A 15,785-nucleotide genomic window follows, 5' to 3' on the forward strand; every position below is an offset into this window, starting at 1 on the left:
GCCAGTGGATGTACGGGAATCGAGAGTAGGAAGACTGACTAATAATACCTGACATCTCGTGCGCCGTCCACCCGCCCGCGCGTGGTCTCGCCCGCGCGCCCGAGCGCTGGGATATTCGGGGGTGACTCCCGTTAGAACGGCAGCCCGAACCCCAGGTTCACGCTCGTCCGCTCGCCCGTGGCCACCGTCAGCGTCAGCGCCTGCCCCGCGGCGGCGAAGAACACCCCCCCGCCCGCCGCCGTGTGCCAGTTGCCCTGGGAGCGGCCGTCGTACCACACCCGTCCCGCATCCGCCAGCCCCAGCACGCCGAACGTCCCGCGCAGCCCCAGGTTGGCGCGGAAAAGCGGCTGCCGGAGCTCCGCCCCGCCGAAGAGCATCTGGTCGCCCGCGAAGCGCTGGCCGGTGTGGCCGCGCAGGGTGCTTCCGCCGCCCAGGAACGCGGCCTCGTGGAAGGGGAAGTCGCCCCACACCCGCTTGCCGCCGGCGCGCACGGCCAGCACCGGCCCCACGCCGAACGACACGTACGCCGATGCCGCCGCGTGCGCCTCGCCGAACGCGCCCGAGGCGTCCCAGAGGGCGGGGTAGGCCGAGGCGCCCGCCCGCATCCGCCACCCGCTGCGCGGAAACGCGCCGTCGTCGCGGCGGTCCAGCTCGGCCTCGGCGCGGGCCCCCACCTGGCCGAACGGCTCCAGTCCCAGGGGCGCATCCAGGTCCAGCGGGCTCCCCGCCTCCACCTCCGGGTCCGTCCACTTGGCGACGGGGCCGATCTGCAGCTCGCCGCGCCCCGCGAAGGGAATGTTCAGCGCCGGCGCGATCATCACCTGCCGCAGCCAGGTGTCGTACAGGGTGCTGGGGCCCGGGCGCTCCGTGGCGTTGCCGAAGCCGAAGAAGCGAACGTTCTCCAGCTCCGACGCGTACGAGTCGAGCGTGTACCAGTGCCGCCGGTTTTCGGGATGCACTTCCGCGGTGTACGACAGCAGGAAGCGGTTCTCCAGCGGCGACCAGGCGCCGCGCAGCCACGTCTTCCACGCGTACGGCTCGCGGCGGAAGCCGTACTTGGTCATCTTGGGCCCGCCGCCGAACACGGGTCCCGCGCCGCGCTTCCAGTCCACGTAGGTGGAAAAGACGGACGAGCTCCACCCCCAGTCGCGATAGGTGCGGCGGCCGGTGATGCTGCTGCTGTCCACCGGCTGGTCCCACTCGCGGGTGGATACCTGCGTCCCCCGTCCGCGAAGGAACTGGTTGTCGCCCTTGTCGTCGTAGAAGGCCACACCGGTGGAGCCGGACGAGTCGGCCAGCACGTCGTCGCCCCCGCCGCCGATCACCCGGATGCCGATGCCGTGCCCCCGGCCGCGGACCACGGCGCGGTCGTCGCCCCCGTGCAGGTACAGCCGCACGTCGTCCGTTTCGCCCGGCACGAAGCGGCGCCGGAAGCTGACGATGCGCTCCTCCGGGCGTCCCGCGCCGGTGACGGTCACCTGCAGCGAGCCGTCGTCCATGCGCTCCAGGACGGCCACCTCGGGGGCGTCGGTGGTGTGCACGTCCACGTTCAGCGCGATGCGCTTGTAGAACGCCCGGGCGATCTCCGGCAGCGCCTGCCGCCGCTCGATCAGCTTCGTGCGCATGCTGGCGCCCTCCAGCGCGTGGTGCTCGGGCGGCATGGCGCGCACGGCGCGGTCGATCACCTCGTCGGTCAGCCGGGCCCGCAGCGCGACGGCGACGGAGTCCCACGCATCGCGCGGCAGGTCCGAAAGGAGCCGCCGGTCCAGCGGCTCGGCCTGCAGCGTGAGCCCGGTGAGGCTGGGGTACTCGCCCTCGAACTGCACCTGGCGGGGAAAGACGCGGCGCGCCAGCTCCAGCACCAGCCCCTCGTGGTCCACGAAGGCGTTGTCGCGGTCGCGGGGAATGGGGCGCCACACGCGGAGGCCGCCGCGGCGGAAGCCGGCCCAGCGCCACTGGTCTTCGTGCCGGTCCCAGTCGCCGACGAAGATGTCGAGCAGGCGCGCCGCCAGGAACTCGCGGCTGTCCAGGCGCTCGGTGGGATTGTCTTCCAGGTCCTTGAGGAACTCGTCGGTACCCTTGACGTTGTCGGCGCCGGCGAAGGGCGGGCCGGCGATCCGCGCGCCTTCATCCTCGTTCTCGTCGTCGCCCGCCTCGGCGTCCTCGTCGTCATCGCCGCCGCCGGGGCGGTTCTCGTCGGGGCGCTCCTCGATCATCCCCACCACGCCGTCGAACTGCTCGCGGAAGCGGCCGAGGGACGGCTCGCCCTTCATCACCACCAGCCGCGGCCGGGCGTGAAGGATCCCCGCGGCCTGCAGCAGCGGCGAGGTGATGGAGGGGGAGACCGGGTTGGACGCACTCACCTGGTCCTGCACGATCCACTCGATGACGGTGCCCTCGAACTCCGGCCCCAGCCCCTTGCGCACGTTCTTGTTCAGGGGGCGGAACACGTAGCGGCGCCCGTCGCGGCCGCGCAGGTGCAGGGTGTTGCTGGCGAAGTCGCCGCCCACGCGCAGCGGGGTGATGCCGCCGGCGAAGGTGTCGGGGTCCAGCACCTCAATGCGTACGGGCTGCGTCCACAGGTGGCGGTAGTTCTGCCCCCAGAGCGCGCGGCGAAGAGGGCCGGCGTCGTACCACTCGCCGGCCACCACCGTAACGGAATCGGGCTGCGCCGCCGCGGGCGCCGCGACCAGGGCGGCGACGGCGGCGAGCAGGCCGAGGATCGAACGGAAACGAGTGGCCATCTGCTGTCGTGTAGGGCGGGCCCTGCGCGCGCCATGCCCGTACGCGGCCGCGCGAAGCCCGAAGCTGTCGATCGCTTCATGGTCGCTTGCACGTTGAATGCCGCGTCGCTCCGGTGCTCGCAAGTGGGGCGGCGGCAGGGAGTTGCGTCCCCGCATCCCGCCCCGTGGGCGCACACTGCGATCAGCGGAATGGCGGGGTTAATCTTCGTCTAACCAAACCCGGGTAAACTTTTTGGCCCTGAGTTACGTCATAGTGTGCGTAGTCGATGACGCGACGTTCACCCCACGCCTGGAAGGCACCGATGACCAAGACGCTCTCGCGCTCCGTGCGCTTCATGTTCGCCACGCTGGTCCTTACCCTGACCGCGTACACCCTGCTGGAGTCGGCGCTCGGCGCGAGTCCCGCGCGCGCCGACGCCGTGGCCGCCGCCCCCGCGGCGGAAGGGCTCTCCACCTGCGGCACCGAATCGGCGCCGTGCCGGCTGGAGACCGTCACGGTCCAGGCCGATGCGCCCGACGCGCACCTGGCCTCCAGCGGCCGCGCGCCCCGCATGAGCCTGCGCGTCCGGACCTGACCGGCGCCTGCTTGAATCGCAGTACCCTTCCATGCAAGGAGCCCCGCGCCGTCACCGGCCGGGGCTCCTGTGTGTTTTCCGCCGCCCGCGTCAGCCGTGCAGCCGCCGGTGCGCCTCGCGGACCTCCGCCGCCACCCGCCCGTTCATCCGCACCGCCGCCACCCCGATGGCCAACACCATCAGGACGGTCGCGCCGGTCATCAGCCACGGCGGGGCCGCCCGCCCGGTGGCGGTGAGGAACACCTCCACCTGGATGGTGCCCAGCACCGCCGTGATCACCACCGCCATCAGTGCCATGAACGCTCGCAGCCGCGCCGCGATGGGCGCCCGCGCCTCCGCCGGAAGGGCAAGGAACCGCGGCTTCTCCGGCACGTTCCACAGTTCGGGGCGGTACTCGCTCACGCGGCCCATCACGAACAGAAACCCGGCCATGGCGGTGGCGATCAGCGGCAGCAGGAACCAAGAGAGCAGCGACGTGCCGACCCATCCGTCGGGGTTGCCGGCCAGGTCGAAGTGGATGGGAATGCGCGCCGGCAGGCGCGGATACGCCGCCGCGGACCCCACGTAGAGGGCGGCCAGCAGTCCCAGGGCGGCCAGGCGGAGAGGCTTTTCGTTCATCGTTCGTACGTGGATCGCGGTTGGTTTCGTCCGTCCCTGCGATGATGATACGGGCCCGCGATCGAAAAGGTGGCGCCACCCGGGATCAGTCGCGCCGCACCACCTTGCCGTGCAGCACCACCAGGCGCACGTCGCGCGTGACGGCGATGGCGCGCGTGGGATCGCCCGCGACCGCCACCAGGTCCGCCAGCAGCCCGGCGCGGATGGCGCCGCGGTCCGCCAGGCGCAGGACGCGCGCGTTCACCGACGTGGCGGAGCGCAGCGCGTCGATGGGGCGCATCCCGTAGTCCACCATCAGTTCCAGCTCGCGCGCGTTCTCGCCGTGCGGAAACACCCCCGAGTCGCCGCCGAAGCAGATGGTGACGCCCGCGTCCAGGGCCTGGCGGAAGCTGGCGCGCTTGGTGGTGATCCGCGCCGGCTCGGGATCGGTCCCTTTCCGCCAGCCGCGGTACTGCGCCACGGCGTCGCCCGCGGCCAGGGTGGGGCAGAGGGCCACGCCCCGCTCCCGCATCAGCCGGAAGATCTCGGGCGTTCCCCCGTCGCCGTGCTCGATGGTCACCACGCCGGCCAGGATGGAGCGCCGCATTCCCTCGGGCGAGGAGGCGTGCGCGACGACCGGCGTCCCCGAGGCGCCGGCCGTTTCCACCGCCAGGCGCAGCTCGTCCAGGCTGAAGGTGGCCTCCGTGGCTCCGCGCGGCCCCCAGCGATAGTCGGCGTACAGCTTCACCCAGTCGGCCCCGCCGCCGATCTGCTCGCGCGTCACGCGGATGATCTCGTCGCCGTCCGCCTCCTGCGCGCCCCGGGGCGACGGGAACTCCGGCGCCAGCACCCGCGGCCCGTAGGCCCCCGTCGCCACGATGGCGGGGCCGGACACCAGCAGCCGCGGGCCCGGGATGATGCCCTGCTGGATGGCCTGCTTCAGCCCCACGTCGGCGTACCCGGCGCCCTCGGAGCCCAGGTCGCGGGCGGTGGTGAAGCCGGCCATCAGCGTGGCGCGGGCGTGCACCGTGGCGCGGGCCACGCGAAGAGACTGGCTTTCGCGCAGCACCTGGTCGTCCCACGACGTCTCGTTGTACGGATGCAGCAGCAGGTGCGAGTGCCCCTCGATCATCCCCGGCATCAGCGTGGTTCCGGGGAGGTCGATCACCTGCGCGTCCGCCGGGGGACGAAGCTGCGCGGCCGGCCCGGCGGAAACGATCAGGCTGTCGCGCACCAGCACGGCCCAGCCCTCGTGCACCGCGGTGCCGTCGAACACGCGGTCGGCCCTCAGCAGCAGCGTGGTGCCCTGCGCGGGAAGGGCGCGGGCGAACAGCAGCAGGGCAAGGACGATCAGCGCTCGCATCGCAACACGGGATTCGGGAGTCGGTCCATCGGGCGGCACACGATAGCGCCGTGGCGCCCGTGGCGCACGATCAGCGCCGCACGTTCTGCTTCACCACCACGCGAGCCAGGCGCACCTCGTTCACCACGTCGGAGTGCGACCACGAGTAGGTGAAGCGGTCGATGACGATGCTGGCGCGCACCTTCTTCGGCGGCGCGGCGCCCAGCAGCCGGCGCGCCTCCGCCGGCTCTTCGAAGCAGAACCAGCCGATGCGCTCGTCGCCCGAAAAGCGGGGCAGGCGAACGGCCGATTCGCGGTCCAGCTCGAAGCAGAGGGCGGGCGAGTCGGGGTCGTCCGGGTGCGCCCGGGTGATCCCCGACACCGTCATCTCCCCGGCGAAGCGCACGCTGCCCACCCACTCGCCGTCGGGCATGGACTGCGCGACGTCCCTGGATTCCACGACCATTCCCGCCACCGTGTCGCCCACCTGCACGCGGGCAGGATCGAAGATCACCCTTCCCCGCGCGTCCCGCGACGGGGGTGACGCCGTGTCCGGCGGGGTCTCGGCGGGGGAAAGGAGCGTATCCGGGGCCGCGTCGCCCGCGGCGGATCCGCCCCCGCCGCACGCGGTGGAGAGGAGGGCGAGGCCCAGGAGCGCACAGAACGTTTTCATCGATGCCGTCGTAAGTGGTTGGCCCCGTTCACGGTGCGGGGGGCTTCCGCATCCGAAGCTTTCTGGCGATATTCCGCGCACCCGCCGTACCCATCCTCGATCTTCCTGCCCTGATGGAAACCACAGCCGCCATCCCCGGCCTGCGCGCCTGCCCCGCCTGTGGCACCATGAGCGCCACACGTTTCTGCGGCGACTGCGGCCGCGCCGTCGACGGCACGCCCGCGCGGACCGTGGAGGTGCTGAAGGAAGGCGCCTCCGAGCTGTTCGGCGTCGACAGGAGCGCGCTGCGCACCATCCGCGACCTGCTGCTGCACCCCTTGAAGGTGGCGCAGTCGGTGCGCGGTGACAACGAGGAGGGATACGTCCGGCCCTTCCGGCTGTTCTTTCTGCTCGCGGGCGCGTACATCCTGCTGCTGACGACGGTGCAGCCGCACTCGTTCGAGCTGTCGTCGCAGGCGACCCCCGAGCAGCTTGCCACGATGGCGAAGGTGGCGGCCGGCCACGGGATTTCGCCGGAGATGATGAACGCGCGCTTCGGCCAGCGGATGAACATGCTGCTGCCGCTGATCAGCGCGGTGATGCTGATTCCCCTCGGGGCGCTGTTGCGGCGGATGGACCGGTCGCGCCCGGTCGGCGATCACATGCTGATGATGGCCAGCGTCACGAACTCCCTGTGGATCACCTGCATCCTGCTGATCCCCGTGGCGTTCCTGGGCAAGTGGCCCTTCATGATCGCGGCACAGCTGGCCGGGATCGGGTACATCTCCGCGGCCATCATCCGCCTGTACCCGGGCGCCACCCGCGTGCGAACCGGCCTGCGCCTCGTCGGCTTCCTGCTCGCCTACTACACACTGACGATGCTCCTCTCCATCGCTCTTTCGCTTGGCGTGATGATTTCGGTGCTCCGCTTCTGAGCACCCCAGGGGGGAGCGAAGCGGGCGGAGGCCACACCGGTCTCCGCCCGCTTTTCGTTGTCCGTGCGATGGCGGATCAGGACGCGGCCGCGGCGATGGGGCGGAGGAGGGAGGCGGGCACCTGCTCGGGGTCCATCGGCCGCGCGAAGAGATAGCCCTGGCCGTACTCGCACCCCATCGCCCGCAGGGCGGCGAACTGCGCGGGCTCCTCGATCCCCTCCGCGACGATGGCCACGCCCAGGCTGCGGGCCAGGGCCACGATGGTCTGCACCACCGCCGTGCCGTCCGCGCGCTGCACGAAGGAGCGGTCGATCTTCAGCCCGTCCAGCGGCAGCTGGTGAAGCAGGCTGAGCGACGAGTAGCCGGTGCCGAAGTCGTCCAGGTAGATGGGAATGCCCAGCGCGCGAAAGCGGCCCAGCAGGGGGATGGCCTGGTCGGGATCGCGCATCACCGTGCTTTCGGTGAGCTCCAGCTTCAGGGTGCCCGGGCGCAGCCCGTGCTCGCCGACGACGGCCTCCACCTCCTGCAGCAGGCGCGCGTCGCCGAACTGCCGGGCCGACAGGTTCACGCACACGAACCGCGGCTGGTCCGCCGGGTACTCCGCCTCCCACGCGGCCAGCTGCCGGCAGGCCTCGCGCAGCACCCAGCGCCCCAGCGGCACGATCAGCCCCGTGTCCTCGGCTACCCCGATGAACTCCACCGGACCCACCAGCCCGCGCTCGGGGTGGTGCCAGCGCACCAGCACCTCCCACCCCACGGTGCGCTCCGTGGCCAGCTCCACGATTGGCTGGTAGACCAGGCGGAACTCGCCCCGCCGCACGGCCTGCCGCAGGTCCGTCTCCAGTTGAAGCCGCCGCAGCGACTCGTGGTGCATGGAGCGCGTGAACACGGCGAAGCGCTCGGCGCCCAGCGAGCGGGCGTGGTACATGGCGGCGTCGGCGTTGCGCAGCAGCTCGTCGGGGTGCCCCTGCCCGTCGGCCGAGAGCGCCACGCCGATGCTGGCGGAGGTGAACACCTCGTATCCCCCCAGGCTGATGGGGGCCGAGAGCGCGGCCTGGATCTGCTCCGCGCGCCGCGCGGCCTCGGCGGCGTCGCCCACCCCGTCCAGCAGCAGCACGAACTCGTCGCCCCCGAAGCGCGCCACCGTGTCGGCCGGGCCCACGCACGCCAGCAGCCGGGCCGCCACGATCCGCAGCAGCTCGTCGCCCTTCAGGTGGCCCAGCGAGTCGGTGACCAGCTTGAAGCGCTCCAGGTCCAGGAACACCACGGCGAAGGGCCGCGGGGCGCCGTCGTCGCCGGTGCGCGCCGCGGCCTGGGCCAGCCGGGTGCCGAAGAGGGTGCGGTTGGGAAGGTCGGTGAGCGCGTCGTGCAGGGCGTCGTGGCGCAGGCGCTCTTCGGCGGCCTTGCGGCCGGTGACGTTTTCCACCATCGCCACGCAGAACCGCGGCTTTCCCGCGCCGTCGCGCACCGCCGACGCCGCCAGGTGCACCCAGATGGTGCTGCCGCTGGGGAGCAGGTAGCGCTTCTCCATCCGGTACGAGCTGCGCCGGCCGGCGGCCATGTCGCGGAACAGCGACAGGTTTCCGTCGGTGTCGTCGGGATGGTTGAGCTTCCAGAACTCCAGCCCGTGCAGCTCCTTTTCGCCCAGGCGCACCATCTCGCGGTAGGCGGCGTTGGTCTGCACGATGCGCCCGTCCATGGTCACCACCAGCACGCCGATGGCGGCGCCCTCGAACATGGCGCGGAAGCGCTCCTCGCTGTCGCGCAGGGCCGTCATGGCGTCGCGGGCGGCGAGCTCGGCCGCCGCGCCCGCGGCCAGCTCCATCAGCAGCCCCAGTTCCGGCTGCTTCCACGCCCGTCCGGGTTCCGCCACGGCCAGCGCGCCCAGCACGGTGCCGCCGGCGTCCCGCACCGGCACGGCCAGCGCGCCGGCGGAGGCCTGCGGTTCGGCGGACGCCATCGCCCGGTCCATCCCCGCCCGCAGCGCGACCAGCAGCGACGGGTCGCCGTGGGGGCGCTCCGCCTGCGTGCCGTCGGCCTCACGCGACAGCAGCAGCGCGGCCGGCACACCCAGGGTGCGGGCCGCCAGCCGGGGCCAGTCGGTGTGGTTGCGGGCGCTGCGGTCTGTCACGGCGGGGCGGGTGAGGGGCCGCCGTCCACGCCCTCGCGCGAACGGACAACATCCGGGGGAACAACCGGAGGGTACGTTGAATGGTTAGCCGTGGGGGTGGGGAAGCGCAATGATTCGAATCACGACAAGACAAAAGCGCCGGCCCGTGCGGGCCAGCGCTGATGCGGGGCGGAGCGGTGAAGGAGGCGCCGCCCGCCCGGTGCAAACGGCGGAAAAGCGGCGCCGGCCATGACGGGCTTAGAGCCGCGGGCCCTTGCGGGCGGTGCGCCGGTCTTCCAGGCGAATCATCCACAGGCATACGAAATACACCACCAGCACCAGCAGCCCGAACACGGCGATATTGCGGAAGAGCGTGCCCCAGCCAGCCATATGTCCCTCGTAGGTTTCTGTCCCAGGTCAGCAAGTCGGCGCACAACATACACCGGGCGCCGCCGTCCGGCTAGGCTGCGCGGGCCCTGACGCCGCCGCGCTGATACGACAGTTCCTCGGCCTGTGCCTCTGCTCCGCTGGGGCCCTCACCCCGCCGCGCCGACACGCGTGCGACCCTCTCCCACAAACAGCGTGGGAGAGGGGGGTACACTTCAGGGCTGAGGTTTGGAAAGGCAGGCCCGGTGCGCGGGCCGGCGCCCCCCATCCCCAACCCTTCCCCCGCAAACAGCGCGGGGAAAGGGAGCCAGTCGATCGCGCGTGGCCAGCCGGAGCGCGATTCAGGTCTCCCCCTCCCCTGCGCAGCGGGGGACGGGGGCCGGGGGGAGGGGGCTCCCAAGGCATGCGAGGCGCCCAGCCTCATCCGGAGTGAATTCTCCTCTCTCCCGCGCAGTTTGCGGGGGAGAGGCCGGGAGAGGGGGCAGCCGCGGAATGCGCCGGAGCCGATCGAACCGGGTGCGTGAGTGCGGATGTAACTACGAGATCGAGATGCGGATGCGGCCGTCCACCGCCACGCCGCCGTCGGGTAAGGCGAGCCAGGGGTTCACGTCCAGCTCGCGGATGGCGTCGTGGTCCGCCACCAGCTTCGAGACGCGCTGCACGGCTTCCTCGATGGCGCCCAGGTCCGACGCGGGCTCGCCGCGGATGCCTTCCAGCAGCGGGAACGCGCGGATGCACCGCACCATCTCGGCCGCGTCCACGTCCGTCACCGGCTGCACCCGAAAGGCCACGTCCTTGAGCGCCTCCACGTAGATCCCGCCAAGGCCGAACATCAGCACGGGGCCGAACTGCGGGTCCTGCGTCATCCCGATGATGGTTTCCTTGCCGCCCGACACCATCTTCTGCACCAGCACGCCGTCCACCTCGCCCGCGTCGATGCCGGCGCGCTCCGGAACCTCCGTCGTCAGCCGCTGATACGCGGCGCGCAGCTCCGCCTCGTCCTCCACGCCCACCACCACGCCGCCCACGTCGGACTTGTGGATGATCTTCGGCGAAAGGACCTTCAGCACCACCGGCCAGCCGATCTCCCCGGCGGCCCGGGCCGCCTCGTCCGCCGATCTCGCGACGCGGTGTGGCGCTACGGGAATGCCGTACGCCTCCAGCACCCGCATCACCTCCGTCTCCGACAGCTTCGCGCGCCCCTCGCCCCGGGCGGCGGCAATGATATCCGCGACCGCGCGGTGATCGACGTCGAACGCGCGCACCTTCCCCACGGGACGCTCCAGCCACTCCCGCTGCCGGTACATGGCGGCCAGCGCGCGGGCGGCGGACTCGGGAAAGCGGTAGCCGGGAATGCCGGCCGCGTTCAGCTCGGCCAACCCCTGCGGCAGCCCCTCGCGCCCCATCAGCACGGCCATCACCGGCTTCTCGCTGCCGCCGGCCACGGACACGATGGCCTCCGCCACGTCTTCCTGGCGCACGCCCAGCGGCGGGACGAACGTGGCGATCACCGCGTCCACGTTGGGGTCGGCCAGCACCGCCTCCACGGCGATCCGATAGCTCTGCGCCGTGGCGCTGGCGATCATGTCGACGGGGTTGGCCAGCGACGCCTCCTCCGGAAAGTGCGCGGCGAGCGTGGCGCGCGTCTCTTCCGTCAGCTCCGTCACCGCCAGCCCGTGCGCCTCGCACGCGTCGGCGATGATGATCCCGGGGCCGCCCGCGTTGGTGACGATGGCCACGCGGTTGCCGCGCGGGATCGGCTGGTGGCTGAAGGCCATCGCCAGGTCGAACATCTCCTCCACCGTGTCCACGCGGATCACCCCGCACTGGCGAAGCAGCGCGTCCGTGGCGGCATCGGTGCCCGCCAGCGCGCCCGTGTGGGACGAAGCGGCGCGCGCCCCGGCGCGGGATCGGCCGGACTTCACGGCGATGATCGGCTTCTTCCGCGTGATCTCGCGGGCAAGCTGCGTGAAGCGGCGCGGGTTTCCGAAGTTCTCCAGGTACATCAGGATCACGCCCGTCCGCTCGTCGCCGGCCCAGTACTGGATCAGGTCGTTGCCGCTGACGTCGGGCTTGTTGCCGACGGAAACGAACTGCGAGATGCCGATGCCGTACTCCTTCGCATAATCGAGGATGGTGACGCCCATCGCGCCCGACTGGCTCATGAACGACACCGGTCCGGCGGGGGGCATCGTGGGCGCGAAGGTGGCGTTCATCGACACCCCCGGCGCCGTGTTCAGCACGCCCATGCAGTTGGGGCCCACCAGCCGCATCCCGTAGCGGCGCACGATCTCCATCAGCGCGTTCTGCCGCTCGATCCCCGCGCCCCGGATTTCCGCGAAGCCGGCCGAGATCACCACCAGCCCCTTGATTCCCTTGCGCCCGCACGCCTCGGCGGCGCCGAGCACGTGCTGCTTGGGGACCACGATCAGCGCCAGGTCCACCTCGTCGGGAATGGCGTCCACGGACGGGTACGCGCGGATGGAGTGCACCGAGGCGGCCGTGGGATTCACGGGATAGACGGCCCCGCTGAACCCGTGGCGCACCAGGTTTTCCAGGATCTGGTAGCCGATGGTGTTCGGCTTTCGGCTCGCGCCGATGACGGCGATGGAGCGGGGGCGGAGAACGGCGTCGAGCAAGACGGTGCGGGAGTGCGTCGGTGCGTGAGGCGCGGAAGTATGGATCCGCTTCGAGGCGGCAATCTACGCGGCGGGGGGCGGGGCACCAAGGTCGGCTCGACGAGGGACGGACCCTGGCGAGGGAACCTGGGCGGAATGGGCGACTACAACACGGCGGCGTGGCGGATCTTCCCCGCGGAGTGGGCGAAACGAGCGCGAGACGTTATTATCCACGCGTACCCTGACCTTTCCGAAGTCCAATGCCGACCATCGCTTCCACCCTCCGCGCGTTCGTTCGCGCCCCCGCGGTGCTCGCCGCGCTGCTCCTGTGCGCACTGGTGCCGGACGCGGCGCGGGCGCAGGACCACGGGCATCATCACGGGCGGGCGGAGGCGCGCGGGCATCACCCGGCCCCGCGGGAGGGCATCTCGGGGCAGGGCGTGCTCAAAGGCGAGGAGGTGCCCAGCAGCGCCCGCGAGGCGTACACCATCGCGGCGCGGATTCCGTCCATCCTAGACGCCCTGTACTGCCACTGCGACTGCCACGAGCGCGACGAGCTTCGCTCGCTGCTGGAGTGCTTCGAGAACCGGATGGCCACCACCTGCGGCATCTGCCAGAACGAGGCGAAGATGGCCGGCGAGATGCACGCCGACGGCAAGTCGCTGGAGGAGATCCGCAAGGCGATCGACGACCGCTACGGCGACTGATCGCCCGTCGTCGTCCCTCTGTTGCGAGCCCCGCGAGATCGATTCGCGGGGCTCGCTTGCGTGCGGACCCGATTGGATATATCTTTCCAGCCGGATGAACGGATAGATGAGCGCTTCCGCCCCCGCGATCTTCGATCGCATGTCGGCCCTGGCCGATGCCACGCGCAGCCGGCTGCTGCTGGTGCTGGAGCGGCACGAGCTGACGGTGGGCGAGCTGTGCCAGGTGCTTCAGCTTCCGCAGAGCACGGTCAGCCGGCACCTGAAGCTGCTGGGCGACGAGGGATGGGTGAGCGCGCGGGCCGAGGGCACCAGCCGCCGCTACCGGATGCCCGCCGACCGGCTGGACGCCGACGCGCGGCAGCTCTGGCAGTTGGTCCGCCGCGAGGTGGCCGGGCTGGCCGGGGCCGCGCAGGACGCGGAGCGGCTGCGGAGCGTGCTGGCCCAGCGCAGCACCCGGTCGCGCGAGTTCTTCTCCTCTGCGGCGGGCGAGTGGGACCGGCTGCGGGCGGACCTGTTCGGCCGGCGGGCGGATCTCCTGGGCCTTCTCGGCCTGGTGGACGAGGCGTGGACGGTGGGCGACCTGGGATGCGGAACGGGGCAGATGGCGGCCTCGCTGGCCCCGTTCGTGGCCCGGGTGATCGCGGTCGACGGCTCGCCGGCCATGCTCGAAGCCGCCCGCGCCCGCCTGGCCGGCACGCCCAACGTGGAGGTGCGCGAGGGCGAGCTGGAGTCGCTGCCCATCGACTCGGGCACGCTGGACGCGGCGGTGGCGTTCCTGGTGCTGCACTACGTCGCGGAGCCCGCGGACGCCCTGGCCCAGGCCGCCCGCGCGCTGAAGCCCGGGGGCCGGCTGCTGGTGGTGGACATGATGCCGCACGACCGCGAGGAGTACCGCCAGGCGATGGGCCACGTGTGGCAGGGCTTCGAGGCGGAGCGGCTGGGTGGATGGATGGCGGACGCGGGGCTGACGGCCTTTCGCTACGTCCCCCTGCCGCCGGACCCGGCGGCCAAGGGCCCCACGCTCTTCGCGGCGAGCGCACGACGGGGAAGTGCGTGAGTGCGTGAGTGCGTGAGTGCGTGAGTGCGTGAGTGCGTGAGTGCGTGAGTGCGGAAGTGCGGAAGTGCGGAAGTGCGGGCGCGCCGCACAGGCGAACGCGCACGAGAGCAGGCAGTCCACGAAGGTGGACATCGTGTGGTCGTTGCAGCGAATTCATTCGCCCGTGCAGGGTGGCGGCCGACCCATAGCCCGGGATCCCGAGCCTCGACTGCGGCGATCCGAGTTCCAGAATTTGGAGTCGCTGCCGCGCCCAAGCTGGGAAGTGGTTCAGGCAAGATCCTTCGGCCCGCGAGGATTGGTGTACGGGCCGGTGAGGTGCGCCTGGGCCTCAGGATGACAGATCCGCCCGCGTGGAGCCGGTGTGCAGTGCGCCTGGGCCTCAGGATGACAGGCCCCCCCTGTGGTCGAGTAGTAAAACGTGAACGATGGCCGATCCGGCTATCCCCTTTTCCCCATTCCCTGTTCCCTGGAGCTTACGTGAGCGCAGTCGCCGAACTTACCAGCAACCCCTTCACCGCCGCCCGCGAGATGGGCCGCGAGCCCTTCAAGGTGGCCGACATCTCCCTGGCCGACTTCGGCCGCAAGGAGATCCGCCTGGCCGAGCACGAGATGCCCGGCCTGATGGCCCTGCGCGCCGAGTACCGCGGCAAGAACCCGCTCGCCGGCGCCAAAATCATGGGCTCGCTGCACATGACCGTGCAGACCGCCGTCCTCATCGAGACGCTGGTGGAGCTGGGCGCCGACGTGCGCTGGGTGTCGTGCAACATCTTCAGCACGCAGGACCACGCCGCGGCCGCCGTGGTCGTCGGCAAGAGCGGCACGGAGACCGATCCGCAGGGCGTGCCCGTGTACGCCTGGAAGGGCGAGACGCTCGAGGAGTACTGGTGGTGCACCGAGCAGGCGCTGATCTGGCCCGACGGCAGCGGCCCCAACCTGCTGCTCGACGACGGCGGCGACGCCACGCTGCTCGTGCACAAGGGCGTGGAGTACGAGGCCTCCGGCGTCATCCCGGGCTTCGACGCCGAGAACGAGCCCGAGGAGTGGGGCATTATCCTCGACACGCTGCGCAGCACCATCGCCAGCGAGCCCGGCCGCTGGACGCGCATCGCCGCCGAGCTTCGCGGCGTGTCGGAAGAAACGACCACGGGCGTGCACCGCCTGTACGAGATGATGAACGCGGGAACCCTGCTGTTCCCGGCCATCAACGTCAACGACTCCGTGACGAAGTCGAAGTTCGACAACCTGTACGGCTGCCGCCACTCGCTCACCGACGGCATCCTGCGCGCCTCCGACGTGATGCTGGCTGGCAAGGTGGCCGTCATCTGCGGCTACGGCGACGTGGGCAAGGGCTGCGCGCAGGCGCTCAAGGGCCAGGGCGCCCGCGTGATCATCACCGAGATCGATCCCATCTGCGCCCTGCAGGCGGCGATGGAGGGCTACCAGGTCACCACGCTCGACGCGGTACTGGAAACGGCCGACATCTTCATCACGGCCACCGGCAACAAGGACATCATCACGGTGGACGACATGGCCCGCATGAAGGACAAGGCCATCGTGGGCAACATCGGCCACTTCGACAACGAGATCGACATGGCCGGCCTTAAGAAGCGCGGCGGCATCGAGCGCATCAACATCAAGCCGCAGTACGACGAGTTCGTCTTCCCCGACGGGCACAGCGTGATGATGCTGGCCGAGGGCCGCCTGCTGAACCTGGGCTGCGCCACGGGCCACCCCTCGTTCGTGATGTCGGCGTCGTTCACCAACCAGGTGATGGCGCAGATCGAGCTGCACACCAACAACTCGGCGTACGAGAAGAAGGTGTACGTGCTTCCCAAGAAGCTCGACGAAAAGGTGGCGCGCCTGCACCTGGACAAGCTGGGCGTAAAGCTCACCCAGCTGTCGCCCAAGCAGGCCGAGTACATCGGCGTGCCGGTGGAAGGGCCCTACAAGCCGGACCACTACCGCTACTAACCGTGCGTGAGTGCGTGAGTGCGTGAGTGCGTGAGTGCGGAAGCAACTACGCACGAACGGATGGCTGATCGCGGCGGGGCGGGGGAGCGA

Annotated in this window: 12 protein-coding genes; 5 read left to right on the forward strand and 7 right to left on the reverse strand. The window is 71.0% G+C overall.

From position 1 onward, the window contains the following. Window positions 1-131 precede the first annotated feature (131 nt). Entirely contained in the window at window positions 132-2,744 is a 2,613-nt protein-coding gene (locus tag VGB24_RS15860) for a BamA/TamA family outer membrane protein (RefSeq protein WP_331073926.1), read from the reverse strand. A 302-nt stretch (window positions 2,745-3,046) separates the two neighbouring features. On the opposite strand from VGB24_RS15860, the gene VGB24_RS15865 reads away from it, so the two are divergent. Then, entirely contained in the window at window positions 3,047-3,319 is a 273-nt protein-coding gene (locus tag VGB24_RS15865) for a hypothetical protein (protein ID WP_331073927.1), read from the forward strand. A 90-nt stretch (window positions 3,320-3,409) separates the two neighbouring features. Here VGB24_RS15865 and VGB24_RS15870 read toward each other — a convergent pair whose 3' ends face one another. The 3 genes from VGB24_RS15870 to VGB24_RS15880 all read right to left on the reverse strand — a co-directional run bounded on the left by VGB24_RS15870 (window position 3,410) and on the right by VGB24_RS15880 (window position 5,931). Then, window positions 3,410-3,937 (reverse strand): DUF1648 domain-containing protein, encoded by a 528-nt coding sequence (locus VGB24_RS15870; RefSeq protein WP_331073928.1) that lies wholly within the window; start codon window positions 3,935-3,937, stop codon window positions 3,410-3,412. Window positions 3,938-4,022: 85 nt separating this feature from the next. After that, the gene (locus VGB24_RS15875) at window positions 4,023-5,279 is read right to left on the reverse strand and encodes a metal-dependent hydrolase family protein (RefSeq protein ID WP_331073929.1); all 1,257 of its coding nucleotides are present in this window, start codon (window positions 5,277-5,279) and stop codon (window positions 4,023-4,025) included. 70 nt (window positions 5,280-5,349) lie between these two features. Then, entirely contained in the window at window positions 5,350-5,931 is a 582-nt protein-coding gene (locus VGB24_RS15880) for a hypothetical protein (protein ID WP_331073930.1), read from the reverse strand. Window positions 5,932-6,044: 113 nt separating this feature from the next. Here VGB24_RS15880 and VGB24_RS15885 point away from each other — a divergent pair, with 113 nt between their 5' ends. Further along, window positions 6,045-6,845, forward strand: coding sequence for a hypothetical protein (locus VGB24_RS15885; RefSeq protein ID WP_331073931.1), 801 nt, complete (start codon window positions 6,045-6,047; stop codon window positions 6,843-6,845). A gap of 76 nt (window positions 6,846-6,921) precedes the next feature. Here the strand turns inward: VGB24_RS15885 and VGB24_RS15890 are convergent, their stop codons facing one another. From VGB24_RS15890 to VGB24_RS15900, 3 genes are all read right to left on the reverse strand, one after another. Next, the gene (locus tag VGB24_RS15890) at window positions 6,922-8,976 is read right to left on the reverse strand and encodes a putative bifunctional diguanylate cyclase/phosphodiesterase (protein ID WP_331073932.1); all 2,055 of its coding nucleotides are present in this window, start codon (window positions 8,974-8,976) and stop codon (window positions 6,922-6,924) included. 237 nt (window positions 8,977-9,213) lie between these two features. Then, on the reverse strand, window positions 9,214-9,345 hold the full coding sequence (locus VGB24_RS15895) for a hypothetical protein (protein WP_331073933.1): 132 nt from the start codon (window positions 9,343-9,345) through the stop codon (window positions 9,214-9,216). Window positions 9,346-9,878: 533 nt separating this feature from the next. After that, window positions 9,879-11,981: an acetate--CoA ligase family protein gene (locus tag VGB24_RS15900; RefSeq protein ID WP_331073934.1), complete on the reverse strand. Its 2,103-nt coding sequence runs from the start codon at window positions 11,979-11,981 to the stop codon at window positions 9,879-9,881. Between the two features lie 239 nt (window positions 11,982-12,220). On the opposite strand from VGB24_RS15900, the gene VGB24_RS15905 reads away from it, so the two are divergent. The 3 genes from VGB24_RS15905 to ahcY all read left to right on the forward strand — a co-directional run bounded on the left by VGB24_RS15905 (window position 12,221) and on the right by ahcY (window position 15,695). Continuing rightward, the gene (locus tag VGB24_RS15905) at window positions 12,221-12,667 is read left to right on the forward strand and encodes a PCYCGC motif-containing (lipo)protein (protein WP_331073935.1); all 447 of its coding nucleotides are present in this window, start codon (window positions 12,221-12,223) and stop codon (window positions 12,665-12,667) included. Window positions 12,668-12,773: 106 nt separating this feature from the next. Beyond that, on the forward strand, window positions 12,774-13,724 hold the full coding sequence (locus VGB24_RS15910; RefSeq protein ID WP_331073936.1) for a metalloregulator ArsR/SmtB family transcription factor: 951 nt from the start codon (window positions 12,774-12,776) through the stop codon (window positions 13,722-13,724). Window positions 13,725-14,252: 528 nt separating this feature from the next. Further along, window positions 14,253-15,695 carry an adenosylhomocysteinase gene (gene ahcY, locus VGB24_RS15915; protein ID WP_349263930.1) on the forward strand — a complete coding sequence of 481 codons (1,443 nt, stop codon included), beginning with the start codon at window positions 14,253-14,255 and terminating at the stop codon, window positions 15,693-15,695. Window positions 15,696-15,785 lie beyond the last annotated feature (90 nt).

This window comes from Longimicrobium sp. (assembly GCF_036399935.1).
Classification (GTDB): Bacteria; Gemmatimonadota; Gemmatimonadetes; order Longimicrobiales; family Longimicrobiaceae; genus Longimicrobium.

What these genes read in the sequence shown, in the direction of transcription:
- VGB24_RS15875 (WP_331073929.1), bottom strand. Translation starts at nt 5,279, where the DNA reads ATGCGAGCGCTGATCGTCCTTGCCCTGCTGCTGTTCGCCCGCGCCCTT.
- ahcY (WP_349263930.1), top strand. Translation starts at nt 14,253, where the DNA reads ATGGGCCGCGAGCCCTTCAAGGTGGCCGACATCTCCCTGGCCGACTTC.
- VGB24_RS15885 (WP_331073931.1), top strand. Translation starts at nt 6,045, where the DNA reads ATGGAAACCACAGCCGCCATCCCCGGCCTGCGCGCCTGCCCCGCCTGT.
- VGB24_RS15860 (WP_331073926.1), bottom strand. Translation starts at nt 2,744, where the DNA reads ATGGCCACTCGTTTCCGTTCGATCCTCGGCCTGCTCGCCGCCGTCGCC.
- VGB24_RS15910 (WP_331073936.1), top strand. Translation starts at nt 12,774, where the DNA reads ATGAGCGCTTCCGCCCCCGCGATCTTCGATCGCATGTCGGCCCTGGCC.
- VGB24_RS15880 (WP_331073930.1), bottom strand. Translation starts at nt 5,931, where the DNA reads ATGAAAACGTTCTGTGCGCTCCTGGGCCTCGCCCTCCTCTCCACCGCG.
- VGB24_RS15865 (WP_331073927.1), top strand. Translation starts at nt 3,047, where the DNA reads ATGACCAAGACGCTCTCGCGCTCCGTGCGCTTCATGTTCGCCACGCTG.
- VGB24_RS15895 (WP_331073933.1), bottom strand. Translation starts at nt 9,345, where the DNA reads ATGGCTGGCTGGGGCACGCTCTTCCGCAATATCGCCGTGTTCGGGCTG.
- VGB24_RS15905 (WP_331073935.1), top strand. Translation starts at nt 12,221, where the DNA reads ATGCCGACCATCGCTTCCACCCTCCGCGCGTTCGTTCGCGCCCCCGCG.
- VGB24_RS15870 (WP_331073928.1), bottom strand. Translation starts at nt 3,937, where the DNA reads ATGAACGAAAAGCCTCTCCGCCTGGCCGCCCTGGGACTGCTGGCCGCC.